The organism is Anabaena sp. WA102, from assembly GCF_001277295.1.
Classification (GTDB): domain Bacteria; phylum Cyanobacteriota; class Cyanobacteriia; order Cyanobacteriales; family Nostocaceae; genus Dolichospermum; species Dolichospermum heterosporum.
Genome location: NZ_CP011456.1, coordinates 3,679,442 through 3,701,436 on the forward strand (window position 1 = coordinate 3,679,442; position 21,995 = coordinate 3,701,436).

20 protein-coding genes are annotated in these 21,995 nt (G+C 37.4%); 18 read left to right on the forward strand and 2 right to left on the reverse strand.

The features are described from left to right. Positions 1–383 precede the first annotated feature (383 nt). The 18 genes from AA650_RS16040 to AA650_RS16125 all read left to right on the forward strand — a co-directional run bounded on the left by AA650_RS16040 (position 384) and on the right by AA650_RS16125 (position 16,683). Positions 384–602, forward strand: a complete 219-nt coding sequence (locus tag AA650_RS16040; protein ID WP_199924265.1) for a hypothetical protein — start codon at positions 384–386, stop codon at positions 600–602. Between the two features lie 79 nt (positions 603–681). Further along, entirely contained in the window at positions 682–1,287 is a 606-nt protein-coding gene (locus AA650_RS16045; protein WP_053539764.1) for a methyltransferase family protein, read from the forward strand. Next, positions 1,284–2,246, forward strand: coding sequence for a 3-oxoacyl-[acyl-carrier-protein] synthase III C-terminal domain-containing protein (locus AA650_RS16050; protein WP_053539765.1), 963 nt, complete (start codon positions 1,284–1,286; stop codon positions 2,244–2,246). Before AA650_RS16045 ends, AA650_RS16050 begins: the two co-directional genes overlap by 4 nt. 6 nt (positions 2,247–2,252) lie before the next feature. Next, positions 2,253–3,128: a diiron oxygenase gene (locus AA650_RS16055; RefSeq protein WP_053539766.1), complete on the forward strand. Its 876-nt coding sequence runs from the start codon at positions 2,253–2,255 to the stop codon at positions 3,126–3,128. Next, the gene (locus AA650_RS16060) at positions 3,125–3,358 is read left to right on the forward strand and encodes an acyl carrier protein (protein ID WP_053539767.1); all 234 of its coding nucleotides are present in this window, start codon (positions 3,125–3,127) and stop codon (positions 3,356–3,358) included. Before AA650_RS16055 ends, AA650_RS16060 begins: the two co-directional genes overlap by 4 nt. A 4-nt stretch (positions 3,359–3,362) precedes the next feature. Next, positions 3,363–4,220 carry an aminoacyl--tRNA ligase-related protein gene (locus AA650_RS16065; protein ID WP_053539768.1) on the forward strand — a complete coding sequence of 286 codons (858 nt, stop codon included), beginning with the start codon at positions 3,363–3,365 and terminating at the stop codon, positions 4,218–4,220. A gap of 4 nt (positions 4,221–4,224) precedes the next feature. After that, positions 4,225–5,319: an SDR family oxidoreductase gene (locus AA650_RS16070; protein ID WP_053539769.1), complete on the forward strand. Its 1,095-nt coding sequence runs from the start codon at positions 4,225–4,227 to the stop codon at positions 5,317–5,319. A 20-nt stretch (positions 5,320–5,339) separates the two neighbouring features. Continuing rightward, the gene (locus tag AA650_RS16075; protein ID WP_053539770.1) at positions 5,340–5,909 is read left to right on the forward strand and encodes a ferritin-like domain-containing protein; all 570 of its coding nucleotides are present in this window, start codon (positions 5,340–5,342) and stop codon (positions 5,907–5,909) included. A gap of 12 nt (positions 5,910–5,921) precedes the next feature. Continuing rightward, positions 5,922–6,182: an acyl carrier protein gene (locus AA650_RS16080; RefSeq protein ID WP_053539771.1), complete on the forward strand. Its 261-nt coding sequence runs from the start codon at positions 5,922–5,924 to the stop codon at positions 6,180–6,182. Beyond that, on the forward strand, positions 6,148–7,446 hold the full coding sequence (locus AA650_RS16085; protein ID WP_053539772.1) for an HlyD family efflux transporter periplasmic adaptor subunit: 1,299 nt from the start codon (positions 6,148–6,150) through the stop codon (positions 7,444–7,446). The genes AA650_RS16080 and AA650_RS16085 overlap by 35 nt, the downstream gene beginning before the upstream one ends. A 15-nt stretch (positions 7,447–7,461) precedes the next feature. Further along, complete coding sequence (gene devC, locus AA650_RS16090; RefSeq protein WP_053539773.1) at positions 7,462–8,625, forward strand: ABC transporter permease DevC; 1,164 nt, start codon at positions 7,462–7,464, stop codon at positions 8,623–8,625. A 65-nt stretch (positions 8,626–8,690) separates the two neighbouring features. Next, positions 8,691–9,566: an alpha/beta fold hydrolase gene (locus AA650_RS16095; RefSeq protein WP_053539774.1), complete on the forward strand. Its 876-nt coding sequence runs from the start codon at positions 8,691–8,693 to the stop codon at positions 9,564–9,566. Further along, on the forward strand, positions 9,541–10,233 hold the full coding sequence (locus AA650_RS16100; protein ID WP_053539775.1) for an ATP-binding cassette domain-containing protein: 693 nt from the start codon (positions 9,541–9,543) through the stop codon (positions 10,231–10,233). Before AA650_RS16095 ends, AA650_RS16100 begins: the two co-directional genes overlap by 26 nt. Before the next feature lie 51 nt (positions 10,234–10,284). Next, complete coding sequence (locus tag AA650_RS16105; protein WP_053539776.1) at positions 10,285–12,039, forward strand: fatty acyl-AMP ligase; 1,755 nt, start codon at positions 10,285–10,287, stop codon at positions 12,037–12,039. Between the two features lie 95 nt (positions 12,040–12,134). After that, entirely contained in the window at positions 12,135–13,184 is a 1,050-nt protein-coding gene (locus tag AA650_RS16110) for a lipase family protein (protein WP_053539777.1), read from the forward strand. Beyond that, positions 13,160–14,305, forward strand: coding sequence for a hypothetical protein (locus tag AA650_RS16115; RefSeq protein WP_053539778.1), 1,146 nt, complete (start codon positions 13,160–13,162; stop codon positions 14,303–14,305). The genes AA650_RS16110 and AA650_RS16115 overlap by 25 nt, the downstream gene beginning before the upstream one ends. A gap of 76 nt (positions 14,306–14,381) precedes the next feature. Further along, a complete protein-coding gene (locus AA650_RS16120; RefSeq protein WP_053537527.1) occupies positions 14,382–15,401 on the forward strand; it encodes a transposase in 1,020 nt (339 codons plus the stop codon). A 130-nt stretch (positions 15,402–15,531) separates the two neighbouring features. Then, positions 15,532–16,683, forward strand: a complete 1,152-nt coding sequence (locus AA650_RS16125; RefSeq protein WP_053539779.1) for a DUF4114 domain-containing protein — start codon at positions 15,532–15,534, stop codon at positions 16,681–16,683. 218 nt (positions 16,684–16,901) lie between these two features. Here AA650_RS16125 and AA650_RS16130 read toward each other — a convergent pair whose 3' ends face one another. Next, entirely contained in the window at positions 16,902–19,178 is a 2,277-nt protein-coding gene (locus AA650_RS16130; protein ID WP_053539780.1) for a caspase family protein, read from the reverse strand. A gap of 145 nt (positions 19,179–19,323) precedes the next feature. Then, a complete protein-coding gene (locus AA650_RS16135; RefSeq protein WP_053539781.1) occupies positions 19,324–21,903 on the reverse strand; it encodes a CHAT domain-containing tetratricopeptide repeat protein in 2,580 nt (859 codons plus the stop codon). Between the last annotated feature and the right edge of the window lie 92 nt (positions 21,904–21,995).

Consider the following 21,995-nt stretch of genomic DNA (forward strand, 5'->3'; position numbering starts at 1 on the left):
GGGATTGATACCCAGCAACACTATTTTTACAGCAAATCGCAATCAACCGTGCCACAAATGAACATGATGAAAACCAGTGCCAGAAATCATTCTGAGATTTATTCTTGTGGCGGGTTTGCCCTCAAACTGCTGTAACTGGTAGATTACAGGTTGGTTAGTTAGAGTCGAGCATACTGTCATCCTACCGCATTATGTACCCCGGCTCCCCCGAAAATTTTCGTTCTCCTTATAAAATTTTTATACTTTTCTTATATATTATATGTTAACATTCTGATTTGAGTAATTTATACTCTTAATAAAGTAAGAAATATAGGAGTAGCTTAATTTTCAATGGCACGATGACCCCCAGTAACGTCCAATTTGTAGGATTTGGAGAAAAAATCATGGCAAAAATAATAAGTACCACTGGCAATGACATCCATATAAGAACTGCGAATAATGACAACTTTATTGGTAATGTTGGCAAGGATATTTTCCTAGGCGGAGCAGGTATAGATATTGCTCATTACAGCACTCTAGGACAAGCGGTGACAATATGGACATCTGGTTTTATCAGCACTGGTTATCTGGGAATGACATATTTCGGGAAGTTGAAACCATGAAAATGACACACTATAACCAAATAAGATTATTCTGTGTTCTCACTTAATTAAACAAGTATGTGAAGGAGATAAATATACTATGAATGATAGTGTCTTTTTTCTGTATATCTGCAATTTCCTATTGATTGGTGGATTACCAATCATCTTCTTTAAGCCAGGACAGAAAAATATTCGGTGGTTAGTTACAGCTTTACCTTTTTTTGTTTCTGCTTTGCTTTTGATTGCGGGTTATGTTGGGGTAGTTTCATCTTTCCAATACCAAAGTTATTGGCCAATGCAGACTGATATTATAGCTACTGCATTAGCTATTAGTTCAAATTCTCTCATAGCCTATACAATTGGCACTCACAGAGTACCCCTCAATTTATGGCATCAGGATAATGATCAATCAGATCATATTGTGACTTACGGACCGTATGAAAAAATCCGTCATCCTTTTTACACTTCTTTTATCCTATCTTTAATTGGGACATTCGTTTTTTTTCCTCATATTATTAGCTTGCTGATGTTAGTTTATGGAATAGTAGGACTAATATTAACAGCACAGCGAGAAGAGAGAAACTTACAGAAACAAGACGGATATTATCGACAATACATGAAAAGGACAGGGAGATTCACACCAAAATACTTTACTTCTAAATCAGATATAAACAACATCACTAGTGATGAGATAAGCAACCAATGAGAAACATATATGTAGGACATTTTTCCTATGTTTTGGGTGACTTAGAGCAAACTGTTGAACAAACAGTCGAAGAAAATAGAACAGTAATTAAAGATCCTGAAAAATTTAGATCCGCAGGATTCGATAAGCATCACATTTGCTCTCCCAGCACTACTGCTTATGACTTAGCAGTAGCAGCAGTTAAGCCCATCGCAAAATACTTAAATCAAGTTGGAGCAATCATCTACTCAACAGCTTTACCAATCAATGCCAACATAGGAACAACATTTGAGGAAACAAAAGATATAAAAGACCTCACAGATTTTCCTGGTAGTCATTTGCAAAGTGATTTTGGACTAAATGATGCTTGGGTTATTGGCTTAGATCAACAAGCCTGTACGGGAATGATAGGCTCTTTTAAACTTGCGGCTGCTTTACTTAGAGATACACCTCAATGGAGTCAAATCCTCTGTGTAACAGCAGATCGTTTTCCTCAAGGCTCATTATATGAACAATCATATAGTTTGATTTCTGATGGAGCTTCTGCATTTATTATCTCAACAGAGCCGATACCTGGAGGGTTTCGGTACGTTGAACATCATGCGATCACAAATGGGGGAATGGCAAACACAAATGATGATGCAACTATTGGTAATTTCTTCCCTAATACTATAGATTGCATCACAATGAATGTGAAACGAGCAGGGTTGGAGTTGAAAGATATTAATTGGATGGTAGTCCAAAATATTAATGTCAATGCTTGGAAGATAGTTTGTAGTCCGAGCCTTCTTGATTACGATATCACCAGGGTATTTCATCCTTCTTTGCCGATGATGGGTCACATGATTAGTGGAGATTGTATTGTCAATACCCAAATGTTAATTGAATCAGGAAAAATCAAACCTGGAGAGTATGTACTTCTATATATGGTTGGTTACGGTCTTACCTGGCAATCAGTTATTCTTCAATACTGTGGATAATTAATCATGAATCTTGTTACTATCGCCAAAATATACGAAACTTCAGTTATTGATCACACCAATCCCTATACTGCTATTGATTGGGCTGATACTGTTGATCGTCAATCTGAATGGTTTATGTCCCCTAAACTCATATCTTTATATGGGACAGAATATTACGCTAATCTTAGTGAAATACAACAGAAAGAACTAAGTTTTTGGGAAGCTATTAACTTTTTTACTCTGAATATTCATGGCGAAAAAGCCCTAATCCAAGGTCTAGCTGCCAGACTTTATCAAGATCATGGCATAGCTGAAACAGGTGACATCATTAACAAATACATTCATATTTTTCTGGCTGAAGAAAATCAACATATGTCTTACTTTGGAGGATTTTGCAACCGATATGCAAAAGGACCATATCCAGATAAAAAAATTGATTTTCCAGCAGATGAATATGCCCCTGGAGAAGATGATTTTTTGTTTTTTGCTAAAGTGCTGATTTTTGAGGAAACTGTAGATGTTTATAATCGGATTATGGCTACGGATATGAACCTAAATCCGATAGCACGGATGATCAATAATATCCATCATCATGAAGAAACCCGTCATCTTATTTTTGGAAGACAAGTTGTAGAAACTTTATTCAAACAGTATTCTCCAGCTTGGTCAGCAGAAACACTGGCAAAAATACAGAAATACATAACCATGTATTTTAGCGTAACTTGGGCTGAATACTATAATCCAGATGTTTACAGAGATGCTGGTTTTGATAAACCTTTTGAAGTTCGTCAAGCAGCTTATAAAAATCCAATTAATCAGAAACATCGTCAAGAAATAAGTTCCAGTTGTATCAGATTTTTTCAGAATATTGGTTTTTTGGAAAAGGCACCAGTTTTATGAATATTGACGACATCAAAGAAAAGTTACGGGAGTGGATTGCTGAAAAAGGTCAGCGAGAAGCCAACAGTATAAAAGATGAAAGTAACCTGATTAAAGAAGGCATAATTTCATCTTTAGATAGTCTAGAACTGATCATGTTTATTGAAAGTATTGGAGGTAAAATAGGCAAAATTCGTGCGGGTGTTTTTGAAAATATTAACACTATTTACAACACTTTTTTTCGTGAATAAAATCATGGGTGTACTTGAAAACTATCATTGGTATGATAATGGTTTGTCTGTGATTAGTGGTGATTTACTAGAACTATATCAGGCAATTGATCAGCTATTTATCAGATGGGCAACTACAGAATTTAATGCCAAAGACCATCTTTTTTCTACCTTTATTCAGGCTCAAGAGTTAGAAAAAATAAATTACTTTGACTCTTTTCCACACTTGGTTACTTTTCCCATTTGTCTCTCTCAAGAGGAGGATAATTTAAGAAGATTTATAGAAGGTAAACCCCTATCTTTAGCAGGGGAAATTAATTTGACTGCTACCACTCCTATCCGCGAAATTCTCACTCCTGCGGCTTGTTATCACATTTATGTGTACTTGCAGAACAAGAATTTTGATTCACCAGTTTATATTACAACTGTTAATAATTGTTTCCGGAGAGAATCGCATTATAAACCACTCCAGCGCCAATGGAATTTTCATATGCGAGAGATAGTTTGTCTTGGTAATCAAAACGTTGTGGAGCAGTTTCTTGAAAACGCACGGGAGAAACTAAAGAACTTTTTTAAGGCTATAGGATTACCAATAGAATGGGATATAGCAACTGATCCTTTCTTTCAGCCTGAAAGCAATCCTAAATATATTGCCCAAATAGTTTTACCCACAAAAATAGAAATGATTTTTCAGGATCTTTCTATTGGTTCAACCAACCTTCACCGCGATTATTTTGGGAAAAATTTCTCTATTTCCATGAATGGAGAAACAATTCATTCAGCCTGTGTCGCCTTCGGTCTTGAGCGTTGGGTTTATGCGTTTATTCAGCACTTTGGTGAACAGAAAGAAAACTGGCCTAATCTACATTCATTGATCATATAAAAGTATGTCCATCCTAATTACAGGTGGTAATGGTTATCTGGGAAAATGTCTGACTAAAAAATATCTCAAATTCACTGATGAAAAGCTGATACTTTTAGTTAGGGCAAAAGATCAGACAGACTTGCAAAATAAAATTGAAACCCTCGACCATGAATTTGGGTTTACTAATGGGAGAATAGCCTATTTTCCCAGCGATATTAGTGAAGAACAACCATTCACATCGGTTGATCCAAAGTCAGTTAATTCGATTATTCACACAGCATCTATTACCCGATTTGATGTCAGCCAAGAAGATGCAAATCGAGTTAATTATCAAGGGACAAATAAACTATTACAGTTTGCTGATAATTGCCCAAACATTGAAAAAATAGGCTTATTAAGCACTGTATACAGTTCTGGTTTAATACCCGGAGTAATTAAAGAACAGCTATTAAGTGATGAGCTAGGCTTTGCCAATTATTATGAATGGTCAAAGTGGGAAGCTGAAAAAAGTGCTATTCAAACCTTTGCTCATCTCCCCTGTTTTATCTTTCGTTCTGCGACGATTATTGCTGACGACGATGATGGTAATGTCACTCAGTACAATGTTTTTCACAACACTTTACGACTGGTTTATCATGGTCTATTAACCTTAATGCCAGGAAACAGTCAGACACCAATTTATTTGGTGACAGGTGAATTTGTCACTGATGCGATTTTTAAAATTCTCTCTCTTTCTTCAACTAAAAACCAGAGAATTTTTAATATTGCACACTCCCAAGATAAATCCCCAAGTTTGGGTGAAATTATAGATATAGGATTAGCAGTTTTTAATCAGGATGAACAGTTTGTAAAGCGGCGAACTAGCAAACCTAGATATATTAATCTAGAAACTTTTAATATCATGATGCGGCAGATCCAATCATTTGGTAGTAGATCAACACAATTAGCCGCTGGTAGTATGCAACCATTCGCTCAACAGCTTTTTATTGCCAAAGATATTAAAAACGCGGGATTAATGGCCATGTTGGATGAATATCAAACTCCTGATATTCAAGAACTGGTGATAAAAACTTGCCATTTTCTATTAACAACTAATTGGGGACGAAAGTTTCTGTAATTCACTAAGAGGAAGCACAAATGACTAATGTACAGTTAAATGAAAATGAACTCTGGTTACTCAGCTTTTATCGTCATTCGGAAATTCAAGGGGCATTGTTTTTTGGCAAAGTAGCACAAACTATTCCTGATGGAGAAATTCAATGTGATATAACTAGACATTTTGCTGATGAAAGCCAGCACGCTCGATATTGGACAGACTGTATAACCCAACTTGGTTATATGCCTCTAAAGCTGAATAATGGATACCAAGACAAGTATTTTAAAGCTGCTGGTGTTCCCCATTCTCTGATGGAAGTTTTAGCCATAACCCAAGTATTTGAAGTCCGTGCTATTCGACAATATGGACTTAACTTGCAAGCTACCAATATTCATCCGATTATAAAGGAAACACTGAAAAAGATCATGGAGGATGAAAAATGGCATCTTAGCTGGGTAGATCAAGCGCTTAAAGAAATGGAATCACAATATGGTCAAGAAAATATTGCCACTACAATCAAAAAATATCGGCACGCTGATCAAATAGTGTTTGAAGAAACTATGAGAGAACATGAAGATAGGATTCAGGCTATTATCTCATCAGTTAATTAAAGGAGTTTAAACATGGTTACTAGAGAAGAAGTAAAGACAATCCTGGCGCAAACTTTAAGTATGTCATCGGCTGAATTAGCAGATGAAACTCCTTTAGAAGGTGGTGAAATAGAATCTCTTTCTTATGTTGAGATGCTATTAGCGATAGAATCTCAATATGGAATTACCGCTTCAGATGATGAACTAGAAAGTGTGAAAGATATTGGTAATTTGAGTCAGTTAATTGTGGACAAAATATATGCGAGTCATCAACAAGATACCTTTATTTCCTAACTCTAAATTTAAAATCTGGAATTTGGTAATCTTGGTTTCTGTACCAACTGTATTACTTCTGTTAGCGTCCGGTTATCAAGTATTAAATTATCAGCAAAAAATCACTGAACATAAAAAAACTGAGGCAGATATTTCAGCAAATGTTATTACTGCTGATGGTTATCTGGAACCAAAAGGTGAAGTTATTTTGATTTCACCGACCTTTGGCATGGAACGCGCACGGGTAGAGGAACTACGAGTAAAACGAGGTGAATTGGTAAAAGCTGGGGATATTATTGCTGTTTTAGATAGCAATAGTTCAATGGTGGCTGCTTTGGAAAATGCCCATTCTCAAGAGCAAATTGCTTCAGCACAGCTAGAGTTAATCAAAGCTGGGGCAAAAAAAGGTGAAATCGCCGCCCAAAAAGCAAAAGTTTTAGAAAATCGGGCTGAACTGAATGGACAAATTGCGACACAAAACGCAGAGATAGGTACTTTAGAAGCACAATTAGCAGGTGAAAAAAGAACGCAGAATGAAAGTATTGAACGAATTAAAACAGAGTTGAAAAAAGCGCAAAAAGATTGCGATCGCTATCAATCTCTCTATCTTAATGGAGCAGTTTCTATTTCTCAAATGGAAAGCTTTTGCTTGCTTAAAGATACTAATCAAAAAAGTTTACAAGAAGCAGAGGCTAATTTAAAACGAATTATTGATAGTCGGAAGGAAGAGATTAAAAAAGCTCAAGAAAATCTCAATCGCACTAGAACAACAGTAGCTCGACAGCTTGAGCAGAGTCAAGCCACATTATATGCTACGGCTGAAGTCCGTCCTGTTAATGTAGCAATTGCCGCCGCTCAATTAAAAGCAGCGAAAGCATTAGTTAAACAATCTCGTGTAAATTTGGGATTAACCTTTGTGCGTTCACCAATTGATGGTCAAATTTTGGAAATCCACGCCAAACCTGGAGAATTAGCTACTTCGGGAATTGTCGAAGTTGGAGATACTAAAAACATGGTAGCCCTAGCAGAAGTTTATGAGACAGACATTGAGAAAGTCAGGTTGAAACAAAAGGTAGAAATTAAAAGTTCTGCTCTTTCAGAATCTCTACATGGAACTGTGAATGAGATTGGATTTAAAGTGGCTAAAAAAGAAAATTTCAACGATGATCCTGTGATTGCCGCAGATGCTAGAGTCGTCAAAGTTAGAGTATTACTTGATGAAAAAAGTAGCAAAAAATCCTTCAATCTCACTAATCTTAAGGTCGATGTATTGATTAAATACTAAATTTAGAAAAATCTTATGTACAAGTATATACCCTTAGCCTGGATTCAACTAACATATAATAAAACTCGTTTTGTGGTTGCTATTTCAGGTATTGCCTTTGCAACATTATTAATGTTCATGCAACTAGGTTTTCAGGGTGCGCTTTATAAAACGGCAATAGATATCCATGAGAATTTCCTCGCTGATATAGTTCTCACGGGTCCTAGAACTGAAAACCTTTACGATGCTGGTTTACATCAAACATTTACTAAAAGGTATTTAACACAGGCGTTGCAGATTGAAGGAGTTGATTCTGTTGCACCTCTTTACATTGGATTTGGACATTGGAAAAACCCTTATGGAGATAACAATCACCAAATCCTAATTTTTGGATTTGATCCTGATAAACCTTGTTTTGATTTAACAGAAATTAATCAAAATAGTGAGATGCTCAAGCGTAAAGATATGATTCTTTTTGATCGACTTTCCAAGCCAGCTTATGGACCGATTGTTGATAAATTTACTCAAGGTCAAGAGATTCTGACTGAAATTAACAATCAACGGGTAAAAGTGAGTGGTTTGTTTAGTATGGGTGGTTCAATTTTTTCCGCCGATGGAATTGCTATTGCTAGTGATTTAAATTTCTCCAAATTGATGAACAGACCTTTATCTAAAGTAAGTTCAGGGCTGATAAAAATTAAGAAAGGGTCCGATCCAGACAAGGTGCTTAAGTTACTAAAAGCAAAATTTTCTGGAGGTGTTAAAGTGCTTTCAATGAAAAGCTATATGGAACTAGAAAAGAATTACTGGAAAAATGGTTCTCCTATTGGTTCAATCTTTACCATCGGCACAATTATGGGTTTTATTGTCGGCTTGGTTATTGTTTACCAAGTTCTTTATAGTGAAGTCGCAGACAATTTGGAATATTATGCTACATTAAAAGCTATAGGTTATGGTAGTAAATATTTTTTCAAAGTAATTATTCAGCAGTCTATTATCCTTTCTCTTTTAGGATATATCCCCGGATTTCTTTTTTCTGTACTTCTCTATCAGGCTGTTGTAATTATTGTCAGGTTGCCAACTCAAATGGAGTTTGGGCGTGCTGTTATAGTTTTATTCCTCACAACTGTAATGTGTTCTATTGCTGGGATGATAGCAACTAATAAGTTACGAGATGGAGACCCGGCTGATATTTTTTAGGTAAAGGTTAAAGAGTCTGTAAAATAGCTGAAAATACTCATTGTGATGATATAAGGTGATTTAGTATGAATTATTCTCGGTTGAGAAATTCTCTGGGTGCAACTACTCCTGGTAAATCCATAGAAGTTGACGGAATTAATCTAACTTACAATGATGAAGGTGAAGGTTTAACTATTATCTGTTTACACGCTATTGGTCATGGGGCTGCTGATTTTCAAAAATTACAAACTAACCTTGTTCACAATTATCGTGTAATTACCATTGATTTTCCCTCTCATGGTAATTCAGATGATGATTATCAGCCAGTCAGTTTGCAAAGATATACTAATATATTAACCCTGTTTATAGATCAACTTAAATTAGGTAAATTCGTATTTATTGGTAATTCAATTGGTGGGTCAGTTGCTCTTCAATATACTTTTTTATATCCAGAAAGAGTCCAAGGGCTAATTTTAGCAAATCCGGGAGGGCTTGATCCAATGGATAGGGTAAAAAGCATTTTTACAAGTTTTATGGCTAATCTATTTTCTCAAGGATTAAAAAAATCCTGGTGGTACAAAAAGGGATTAAATGATTATTATCGCTATCTTGTTTTGCCAAGTGATCAAGCCAGAGAACAAAGAGAAAAAATCATTGCTTCAGGGGAGGAAATTGCTTTAATTCTCACTCAGGCTTGGCAAAGTTTTGGTAATACAGCATCTGATCTCAGATATATTGCTCCTAGCATCAAATGTCCTGTACTGTTTACTTGGGCATCTCAGGACAAAATTGTGCAGCTTGGTCGTTGTTTACCAACTATTAAACAATTTCCGAATATGACTCTAAAACTGTTCTCTTGTGGGCATTCTCCTCATCTAGAAACACCCAAAGAATTTGCAATTGCCGTTATCACTTTTCTCGAAGTTTTTGAGAGCCATGCAGCAACAACAACCAATTCTTAAAATTCAAGGTCTTAACTATTACTTTGGCAGTGGCAATCTTCAAAGGCAAGTTTTATCTAATATATGTCTGGAAATTTTACCTGGTGAAGTTTTAATTATGACGGGTCCATCAGGATCAGGTAAAACCACCTTATTAACCTTAATAGGTGGACTAAGAAGTATTACTGAAGGCAGTTTGATGTTTCTGGGAGCAGAGATGAATAATGCTAGTCAGGAAATGCAAACTCAAACTCGTCGCTATATAGGTTATATCTTTCAACATTATAACTTGCTGCCATTTTTAACAGCAGAACAGAATGTCCGCATGGCATTGGAACTGCACAATTCTTTTTCTCCATCTCAATTGTTGGAAGAACCGAAGAAAACACTGGCAACAGTTGGTTTGGGAGATTTTTGTGAACATTATCCTCATCATCTATCTGGGGGACAAAAACAGCGGGTGAGCATTGCTAGAGCTTTAGTTTCACGTCCTAGATTGATATTAGCTGATGAGCCGACTGCGGCTCTTGATAGTAAATCTGGAAGGGAGGTAGTTAATTTAATGTGTCAACTGGCATACGAGCAAAAATGTGCGATTTTGATTGTTACTCATGACAACCGAATTTTAGATGTTGCTAACCGCAGATTTCATGTTGAAGATGGCTATCTAAGTGAAGAAATAATCTAAATTTTCAACTGTATTGATGTGTACTCTTAATAAATTATCAGAGGTGTTTCTATGAGCAACTACTATGCTGATCAACAGAATTTGGCAGCTAAATGTTCAAGTCTTTTGGAACTATTGCGCTTGCGGTCTGAAAATGATCCTGATAAAGTAGCTTACACTTTTCTTGCAGATGGTGAAACAGAGACAGATACATTGACCTACGGGTTACTTGATCAACGAGCGCGAGCAATTGCAGCTAAGTTACAATCTTGCTCTGTTCTAGGCGATCGCATATTACTAATTTATCCATCTGGTTTAGAATTTATTACTGCTTTTTTCGGATGTTTATATGCAGGAGTCCTAGCAGTGCCGGCATATCCACCCCGACAGAATCATCACTTATCTAGATTAGAGTCAATTGTCTTTAATTCCCAAGCTAAAATTGTACTGACTACCACATCTGTATTAGCTAATATTAAAAATAAAACTATTACAAATCAGATACTAAATACGCTGACTTGGTTGGAAACTGATACCATTCCTACTAATTTAGCTTCAGATTGGCAAGAACCAATTATAGACAGAAATAGTCTAGCTTTTCTTCAGTACACTTCTGGTTCAACAGGAATGCCAAAAGGAGTCATGGTTAGTCATAGCAACTTACTCCATAATTTAGAATTGACTTATAGATGCTTTGAATTTAAACCTAACAATCGAGTCTTGGTGTGGTTGCCTCTTTACCATGATATGGGCTTAATTGGTGGAGTGCTACAGCCTCTTTATGCAGGGATTCCTTGTGTACTGATACCTCCAGAAATTTTTATTAAAAAACCATTTTGTTGGCTTCAAGCAATTTCTCGCTACCAAGCTACTACTAGTGGTGGACCAAATTTTGGCTATGAACTTTGTATTCGCAGAACTACCCCTGAGCAAAGAGCAAGTTTGGATTTGAGTAGTTGGGAAGTTGCCTTTATTGGTTCTGAACCTATCCGCGCTAAGACATTAGAGCTATTTTTTGAAACCTTTAAATTTTCTGGTTTCCGTCAAGAGTCTTTCTATCCTTGTTATGGAATGGCCGAAGCCACTTTACTTGTGTCGGGAAGTATAAAAGCTCAACCACCACTTGTCTATCCCGTCTCAGCAGAAAGACTGCAAAACAATCAAGTTAATTTGGCGATAGAGGATACCCCGGAAATTAACTGTATTGTTGGTTGTGGACATGGCTGGTTAGACCAAAATATTCTGATTGTTGATCCTGAATCTTTAACTCCTTGTCCACCTACCCAAGTTGGAGAAATTTGGGTATCTAGTCCTAGTGTTGCTCAGGGTTACTGGAATCAACCGCAGGAAACTGAGAAAACATTCCGTGCTTATGTAGCAAACACAAATGAAGGGCCTTTTCTTCGGACTGGTGATCTGGGATTTATCCAAGAAGGTGAATTGTTTGTGACAGGAAGACTTAAAGATTTGATGATATTTTTGGGACGCAATTACTATCCCCAAGATATTGAAACAACTGTAGTAGAAAGCCACCCAGCTTTACGTCCAGATTGTGGATCTGCATTTTCAGTGGAAATTGAGCAGCGGGAAAAACTCGTAATTGTCCAGGAAATAGAGCGTAGTTTTCTTCGGAAACTTAATCCCGAAGAAGTGATTACAGCAATTCGTCGGGCTGTAACTGAGCAATATGGCTTACCTATTCATGCAGTTTTGCTGCTGAAAACAGCAAGTTTACCAAAAACCTCCAGTGGTAAGGTTCAACGGAGTGCTTGTCGAGAAAGGTTTCTCAATCATACTTTGGAAGTTCTCTCACATTGGAAAAGTTGATGTTATTAAACTTTCAGAATCGCCTTCCGACCATAAATACACCGCAAATTTCCCATTATCTGTAATCAACTTTCAGTAACCCCAGGACTAACCTAATGCTCACATCAACTACAACAATTCCAGCAGTGACCAATGAAGTTAGATTAGACCATAACAGTGTCTATTCCGAAATGGCACTATTAGCAAAAGAAGTCTATGGACCGCAAGCACCTCTCACCCATGAACGTGAGCCACTTACCTATGAAACTGGATATAATCCCGCCTACAGTGAAAATGTCGGGAATGCTGCGGTAGGCCGAGGCTGGCACAAGGTATCGAACTTAGAACTGGAAATCCCAGCTTCGGATATCGGTTTGTCACTAAATGGATTGCACTATTCCCTTGTCAATGGATTCTATCAGGCTTACAATGACAATGATGTGATTAAATCCACCAACTCCCCCGACATCCCCGAAGCCAACGCTCTGATTCTCAGGGGTATTGTTGGGGGAAAGACTACCCTTGCTGTTGTCTTTCGTGGTACTGATCAGTTAGCTGATGTTACTGACTATGAAGACTTTGTTACTCAGCATTACGCGAAGTTCGCACCGCTAACTAATGCTCTCAAGGAATATGCGACAAAAGGCGGTTTTGAGCAGGTTCTGCTTGATGGACACAGTTTAGGCGCTGCAATGGCGCAAATCTTCGCTAATGACCTCTCTAGCAACTTTCCCGAGCAACAGATCCAGTTATTTACCTTCGGATTGCCGGGTGCTGAAAAACTTGCACCCGGAGGGGTGAATCAGATTAATTTTGTAAATACTCATGACATTGTTCCCCAATCGGGATTACTCAGTCAAAATCCCGATTCGACGATTGCTGCGGCAAATATCTTATCTATTAATTCATTTTTGGCAGGAAACATCTTGCAGCTATTGTTTTTTCAAACACTAGCCTCGGTAGCCTCAAAAACAAAGCCAAAATTTTCGTCGGGGGCTACAGTTCTTCTCAATACGAGTATTGGGGCTTTTCCTTCCTTAAGTGAACATGATCTGGGGGGGACAAGGGCGGTGAAATCAATCCTGAATTTCCATACATTAACAAGGCCTTTAACCCTGGTTATATCAATGAAGTCCGAAAGTTGTCAGACTATGCAGCGGACATAGAAAGTCCGTTTTACTACACACAATTTGCCAAAGCTATCAACGATGGTGTTGCTTACAATGGCACTGTACCGCTTATTAATATCGGTGATGGCAGCTATTATGACATCCAAGATCCAAACAAAAAAGACAGTGTATTAAGCACCTATGACGGTGACGAGTTTGTCTTGGGTAATCAGGGTGTCAGTAATTCCATTGGGTTTAAACCTTCAAAACAACCGGCTACACTTTGGAATACATTCAATAGTCCTACTCGCATTATTGATGGTGGCAGTATTGGGGATAATATTAGCAATGAATTAAATCTCAACCCGGCTTTTGAATGGGTTCTGCCCACTGTAAATGACTTAAAAACGGATAGTAATGGACTAAAATACTACTCACTGACGGGGATTAATCAAAGCGGGAAAGTCGAAACTGCCAATCTCTATCGGATCAATGTGATCAATGATGTTGGATTATTCCAGCGAACTCTTGATCCAAGCACTTTAGCAACCCACCTAAATGGTAAAGCAACAACAATACAACAAGCAGCGTCAGGTCAATCAAGTTTGGTGGTAGATGGACTCTCAGAGGTTGCCTATGCAGGAACGGGTATAACCAGTGTTACTAGCAATATTGACCGTGCTAAGATTGTGTTCAGTTCCGATACAACCAATGTTACATCAAGCGGTGTATCAACCCTTATTGTCTCTGATGGTGTGACCACTAACAAATCCGTAACTATAGATACTGGATTAGCCTCTGCATTTATTTACGGTGGTCGTCGTCCTACTACCTTCATTGGACATCTTGCTGGAGCCGATTTCACCGGTGGAGTTGACTCTTCACTTAATACTATTAGTTATGCTGGACAAACACAAGACCTGTTAATCGATCTCACACAGGGAACTGCAACAAATGGATTGACATACGACTCATTTACCAACGTTTCCTCGGTAATCGCTGGGCAAGGAAATAATTACATTGTTGCCAACAGTGCGGCGAACAAATTTGGAGGCTACAATGTTGCTAAAAGTGCTGCCACTGCTGATACACCGAGTGTTACCATTGTTGGGAAGACTGTCAAAAATGACATAATATTGGGTTCGGATAACCTAGATACAATTGACCAGAAGTGTTGAATGTTAGGAAAAGATTAAAAAAAAGTACCATAATTTGATACAATCTAAAAAAATCTAGATAAAGAATTATCAAATTATGCGCTTAAAGAATTTCCCAGAAGTGGTCAAAACAATATTGAAACCATTGCCCAAAAAAGATTATCCAGTTCTGGACACATTTTCATTTGTATCAGTGTGGTTACAGTATGTCATGGATAAAAGTATAGTGAGTATGAGAGATTTATTTCAAAGACTAAATAATCAAGGGATAGATTTAAAAATATCAAATTTTTCCAAGGCAAGTAAAAAGAGAGATACTCAAGTATTTTTGGAGATAATAACTGAATTAAACAATCAACTGAGAAAGAAAAAAGGAAAGGAAGAAACCCAAGCATTATTTCCTATAGATTCAACAATTATTACATTAACAAGTAAATTATTATGGAGTCAAGGATATCATCAAGTAAAACTATTTTGTGGGTTAGATAGTTTGACATCAGAAGTTGGTGGAATGGTGATTCATTTTGGGCAAGGACATGACCATAAATATGGACAAGAAACAGTAGAAGCAATTCCGTCAAAAGGAGTAGGGATAATGGATAGAGGATTTGCATCCTCCGAAAGAATATCTGAATTAAAACAACAAAAAAATAAAGCTTTTGTCTTAAGAATTAAAAATAATGTCACTTTAGAAATGCTAGAAAATGGTAATTGTAAAGTTGGCAAAGATGAAAGAGAAGTGGAAATTAGAGTAGTAGCATTTTGTGATATAGAAACTAAGAGTGAATTTCGTTTAGCAACAAACTTATTAAATGAAGGAGAAGAGCAAGTTAGTAATCAAGAGATTATGGAAATTTACATACAAAGATGGCAAATTGAATTGTTATGGAAATTCTTAAAAATGCACCTCAAGTTAGACAGACTTATGACAAAGAATGAGAATGGAATTAGAATTCAGATAATGTGCTGTTTAATCGCTTATTTGATATTGCAACTAATAGAAATACCGCAAGAATTTGGCAAAACTTTATTAGATAAACTCCGTTATCTTCAGTCCTATATGTGTCAGGAAATAAGTTATGTTCATTGGTTTAGAAAACTTATTTGGATAAGATGAAAAATAGCACTTATAGGCTAAGTTTATTTCAATATGTAAAGTTTTATTACGCTATTCAACATTTCTGACAATTGACTTATCAACATTTATATCCTCTAGTATTTCGGAAACACGGACTGATAATAATTTAGTGTTAGGATTAAACCCCAACCGTTCAATTACAGTCCAAGATTACTACGCATCAAATAATCGCGTAAACATTTTATTTTCTGATTCTGCGGAAAACTTTAATAATGCGCTAATTCTACAACCAACAATAAAACTTTCAAAAATTTCTGATGATATCTTTAACATCTCTAATAGTATTGCTAAATCCAAACTTCAAGTTACCCTGACAGAAAGAAGTTCTAATCTTGTCAATGAACTGGGAGTATTCACAGTTGATGATGCTCAAGGTAACATCCAAGGGATGGCTCCAGGAACAGCAGGTTACGCCCAAGCGGCTTTAGATCGCTCTAAGGTAATTTTCTCTGCTATTACTAATCTCCCCAATGGGTTTAATATCAATAATTTGACGCATTTATTGGAATTCAACTCCGGGAATAACCTAAGATTCTTATTAGTTAAAAACGGCACAATTGATAGCGTTCAAAATGGAATTACTCCAACTACAGACATACTTTTCTCTGACCTATTAAGCCAAAAAATTACAGATTTAGGTGCTGATGGTTTCTCCTTGGCTTGGAAAGATGGATCTAATAATAATACTAACTTCAAAGATTTGGTAGTCAACATTAAATCAACCAATGACTCATTACCCTTGGGGACAAATCTGCAAGGAACGCAACAAGGAGAAGTCCTTGATTTACGCGGCATAACCAACGATGTTAAAGCTGATTTTGTCGTCAATAGAGAAGCTGCTTTTAATAATTTTGTCGGCTTTTATAAAGTAGCAGATGCAAATGGTGGTATTGATGTTGATGGTAATGGTACTATTGATTTTCGTCCTGGTGACTCAGGTTATGCTCAAGCAGCCATCAAAAATCGTGTAGCGGGAATTGATCTCAGAGTTGATAACCAAGCAACTGGGACTTTTACAGATAAGACATTAACAGGAGGAAGTATTTTTGCCCCCTTTATTCTTACTAATGGTCGGACTATAGATCAAGTTCTAAATGGACAAGTTGACCAAGCTTACTTTGCCTATTTAGGAGCTAATACTGATAAGGTGGATCACATTCGTCTGTTAGGAAATAACGTCTTTGGTTTTGAAGATTTAGTAGGAGGCGGAGATAAAGATTACAACGACATTATTGTCAAAGTCAACTTGAGTGTTGTTTAGTATAAACATAAAACAATACCATCTATGCACTGTATAGATGGTTGTACATATTACTTTAAATAGGAGAGCGAAAAATTTCCGGGGAGCAGGGGCCCGTCTACTATCCAAATCTTCTCAAATCTTGATAAGGTAAATTGAATACTTTCTGGCAAGGAACGTTTATTTCTCTGGAGCGTTTATGTTTGCGAGCCGCAACACGTAGGCATCAATGACGTTTTTCAACCCCTCAAAACTTCAAAAGCGATCGCCATTGCTGCCAGCTTTCTCGTATCAATACCACGAACATTATCTGGGAGTTCGGTTGTTGCTACATTATCACCGTTACGAGTACCTGCATCTAAATCATTGAGCAAACTATCTGTCACCTCTAATAGATCATCATTAACAGCCATAGGACTTCTACGATTTTCCAGACCGCTGCGTTTGGCAATTGTTTGTAATACTTTTAGGGAAGTTCGCAAAGGTGTGGTACTAGCAATAACAAGTGCTTCAGCAATGCCCAAGGGTTCACCAATGGTAAGTTTAAAGCCATCAATACCAGCTTGAGGAACTACTAATTTCTGTTTTGGCTTTATCAGTGCTGCTGTTTCTGAAGCTGACCAATCATTAGGAAAAATAACCGTCATTTCTCCTTCGGCATCAATCACTAAAATACTCACGTAGAGATGACTAGATTCCTTATTTTCTATTTGGAAATCAATTTGTGTTCCTACGGTTAATTGAGGTATCCCTAACTCAGAAAACTTGACAGGTGATACTGGTACGGTTGGGTTTGAATCTGCGGGAACTTTGTTAAAACCACGAATAGCAAAAGTTTCAGCAATTATTTTTTGACTATCAGCAATATTCATGGAAACAGTCACATTTAGCCGTGATGAATTCGTATTACCTAATACCTGCTTAATAATTCGTGCTGCCAACAGGGATTTAAATTTCGGTTTTAATCTGGTTATTGCTTCTTGGACAGTTTCTCTATTTTCACCAAAGGAAGCAGGGATAATCGCATCTTGGCTGGGTAAGAATAAGCCTAAACTACCTACTTGGGGAAGATTTTTGACTCTATTTTTCTCTAACTCTTCATACTTGGCTTGAGTCATGCGTCCAAAAATGTACTGCACTTCTGAAGTACCTAATTGTTTGGGTTCAATACGCACAAGTGCTTGCAGAGATTTTATTGCTTGCTGGGTAATGTTATTATCAAAAGATTGATCAATACCAATTTTTAAAGTTAGATTGTTGGGAATACTACGGATACGTTCTTGTAATAATGTTCCTGGTTGTAGTTGTAAATTTTGCTTTGTGGAAAGTAGTTTCCCTTGCCCGATTAATCCTTGTCGTGACTCTAGTTTCACTAATCCTCGTTGCCTACCTTGACTATCTAAAGCCGTAAAAATAGCGCCTTTTTTAAATGCTTCTAGAGTTTGTGAATCTAGTCCACCTAACCATAATTGTACTTGGTTGTTTTCGACTTTAGTGATTACAGCTTCGGCTGAGATTGCTTGTTGGGGTGTAAAATAAATGGGTGTGTTGGTGTTTTCTTGGCTGAGATTCGATTCTACTTGTGGATTTTGATAGTTTCCTTGCTGATAAGCCAAAGCTGCTGTATTTCGACCAACATTGACGATGGCATTATTGATAGATTGATTATTGGTTTGTTGCCACAAATACTGGGTTAAAGCATAAGTAAAAGCACCTGCATGGAAATCACTAAAACTCATATCAGCAGCCAATTCATCCCGTTTGGCACTAGCAATAACAACTCCCTTGGCCACCCCTTTTCTGCGAAGTTCAATAAACTTTTCTGGTGACAGATCCAAGCGTCCTAACCATTGTTTTTGATAATTAAGTTCTACTGAACTAGGTTTAAGGTCTTCACCACCAGAAAGCGATCGCACCCGCAAATTTCCCCTTGTCCCACCACCAGAATGACAACAATCTAAAACTACAGTAACATTTTCTGTTTTCAAGGCAGACATGAGTAAAAATAAGGTGTGTCCCATAATATCTGATACCACACCACCAGTAATTGGATATCCCTCCGGTAGTTTGCTATCTATAGGAACTAGAGTGCTATTGAATCCATCTGGTTGATCTCGATTTGGATCTATGACTCTTGAACCATGTCCAGAAAAGTGAAATACTACCACATCTCCGGGTTTTGCTTGGTTAATCAAATGTTCTTCAAAAGCTGTCAGGATACCTTGACGGGTAGCTTTTTGATCTGTCAATGTGAGGATATCTTTAGGGTTAAAACCAAAGCGGTGAATTAATAACTCTTGTTGTAATTTGACATCAGTTACACAACCTTCTAAAGGTGTAATGGGAGCAGAATATTGATTAATTCCCACCAGTAATGCTAGTTTGCGGGGTGTATTTTGAGCCAGAACTTGAGCATAGCGATGTCCCTGGTGCATTATATCTAATTGGCTTATACCCACTGTTGCTAAGGTAGAACCGGCTAATTGCAGAAAATGACGACGTTTGATATTTGACATGATTTATTCCTCCTTTTTGTGATTGGTAATTGGTAATTGGTAATTGGTAATTGGTGATTGGTAATTGGTGATTGGTGATTCAATTTTGGATTATTCTTAAATTAACTCCAATCTAAAATCTTCTTACCCAGTCCCCAGTCCCCATTTATTCAACTTCACCTATTAAAGTAAAAGCTGCCCAATGGTAGGGACTTTGATAATTTTTATGTTTCATTGTTGTCAACATTGCTTGTCTTAATGCTGTGGCTTTATCTTGCTTCTGTTGCATATTTTTATAAAATTCAGTCATTAGTAAAGATGTGGAATCATCACCAACTGACCATAAAGAAACTACAATACTGGGTATACCGGCAGTAATTAGAGAACGCGATAAACCGACGACACCATCACCAGTAATGCGTCCTCTTCCTGTATCGCAAGCACTGAGAACTATGAGTTCGGCATTGAGTTTTAAATCAAGAATTTCCCCCGATGTTAGAAAACCGTTATCTTCTCCACTGGGAGCAAAAGCGATCGCACCAGGTACACCAAATCCTTTAAAATCATCAACTAAGCCATGAGTCGCAAAATGAATAATTCTGGCTTTGAGCATTTTTTGGACAATGGCTGTTTTAGTGGCTTTACTACCTATAATTGCTTGGGTTTTCAATAATTCTGCAATTTTTACTGCTTCCCGTTCTGCACCGGGGAGAGATGTTAACTGTTCATCGGTGATGGGAATTTTTGGCATGGTGGGATTACCAACTACTAATATTTCCCCTTTGCCAATTCCTGATTTTTTACTGGCGATTCTTTGCTTGTGGGTTAAATCTAATACTTGAATTGATGGTGCAGTGAGGATAGTATGTTTTTCGATTAAGTATTTACCCTTTTCATCTTGCAGTGCAGGAAAAGGAACAAGGAATAATTCACTTTGAGGAATGAAAACGACTTTTTCAGTATCTTTTTTGGGGAGAAGGTCAGCAATGGGTGTAATTAGTAATTCATGGAGTCTATGAAATCTTGGCTTGGCTTGGGGAGCATTAGGATTTGCACCACTGACTAGAATACCTCCTCTGCCTCTGACGTTAATAGATTCACGACTGGTAGTAACAAGTTCTGCAAGAGTTGTATTTTCTTTTTGCCATAGGGGTTTTAAATCAGATTTACGAAATGTAATTTCACCTGTGGGTTTGATGACCCAGATATAAAGTTCTGATTCTTTGGTTTGTGGTTTACCATCAATTTTAAAATAATCAGAAATAATGGAATATTGAACGAGGGTAGCATTTTGTTGTTTGGCGATTTTTTGTAATAAGGCTATTGTGGGTTTATCAACAGCAGGTGGTGAGGGTTGGCTGGTATTTGTGGTAGATAGGCGTGAAGTTAATAACTCGACAAATGCCCTGGAACGTCCCCGTTCAGAAATTTCTAAAGCTTCATTGGTTTTATTCTGAGCAATTAGAACTTCTTGTAATGTTTGGTAAGCCGCTTTTTGTGTTTCAAAAATTGAGACTTTGTAGCTATCATTGTTACCTAATTTTGTCCTGATAGATTCCCATACTTCAATACCAGCGTAGAGGTTTTTTTCTGCTTCTGGGAGGTTGCCAGATGTGTAGAAAGTTACACCCAAATTATTTAAACTTCCTCCTTCTCCTTGGATGTCTTTGATTTCACGGGCAATAGCTAAATACTGCTGGTTGTAATCAATGGCTTTGGTGTAATCTCCCAGTGCATTGTAAGCAATTCCCAGATTACCTAAAGATTGACCCTCACCTAAACGGTTTTTAATTTCACGGGCAATAGCCAAAAACTGCTGAGAGTAATTAATGGCTTTTGTGTAGTCTCCTCGTGCATTGTAAGCACTTCCTAGATTACCTAGAGTAATACTCTCACCTAAGCGGTTTTTGATTTCACGGGCAATAACCAAACTCTGCTGGTGGTAATCAATGGCTTTTGTGTAGTCTCTTCGTGCATTGTAAGCATTTCCTAGATTACCTAAAGATTGACCCTCACCTAAGCGGTCTTTGATTTCACGGGCAAGAACCAATCTCTGCTGATAGTAATCAATGGCTTTTGTGTAGTCTCCTACAGAAAAGTAAGCAATTCCTAGATTACCCAGAGCAGCACTCTCACCTAAGCGGTCTTTGATTTCACGGGCAAGAACCAATCTCTGCTGCTGGTAATCAATGGCTTTTGTGTAGTCTCCTCGTGCATTGTAAGCAATTCCTAGATTACCCAGAGCAGCACTCTCACCTAAGCGGTCTTTGATTTCACGGGCAATAACCAAAAACTGCTGATAGTAATTAATGGCTTTTGTGTAGTCTCCTAGAGAAAAGTAAGCATTTCCTAGATTACCTAAAGATTGACTCTCACCTAAGCGGTCTTTGATTTCACGGACAATAACCAATCTCTGCTGATAGTAATAAATGACTTTTGTGTAGTCTCCTCGTGCATCGTAAGCAATTCCTAGATTACCCAGAGTACCACCCTCACTTTTGCGGTCTTTGATTTCACGATAAATAATTAGTGCTTGTTGCCAAGACTGTAATGCTGGTGTAAATTGACTGGTTTTATACTGCTCATTACCTTGCAGCAAAAATCTATCTGCTTCTGCTTTCCGGTCTGCTGGTGTTTGTGCTAATACCTCTGATACCTGGAATAACATCGGCAAATTAACCACAGGTTGTAAAACCGTCAGAATAAATGTGATCAATGCAATTAACCGAATTTGGCGATGAAACATGGATTTTATACCAATTCCTGAGAGAGTAAAGAGAATTGAGCCGATACCTTTAAAACATATATCTCTCATTTACTGGAGGATATGCAAAATCA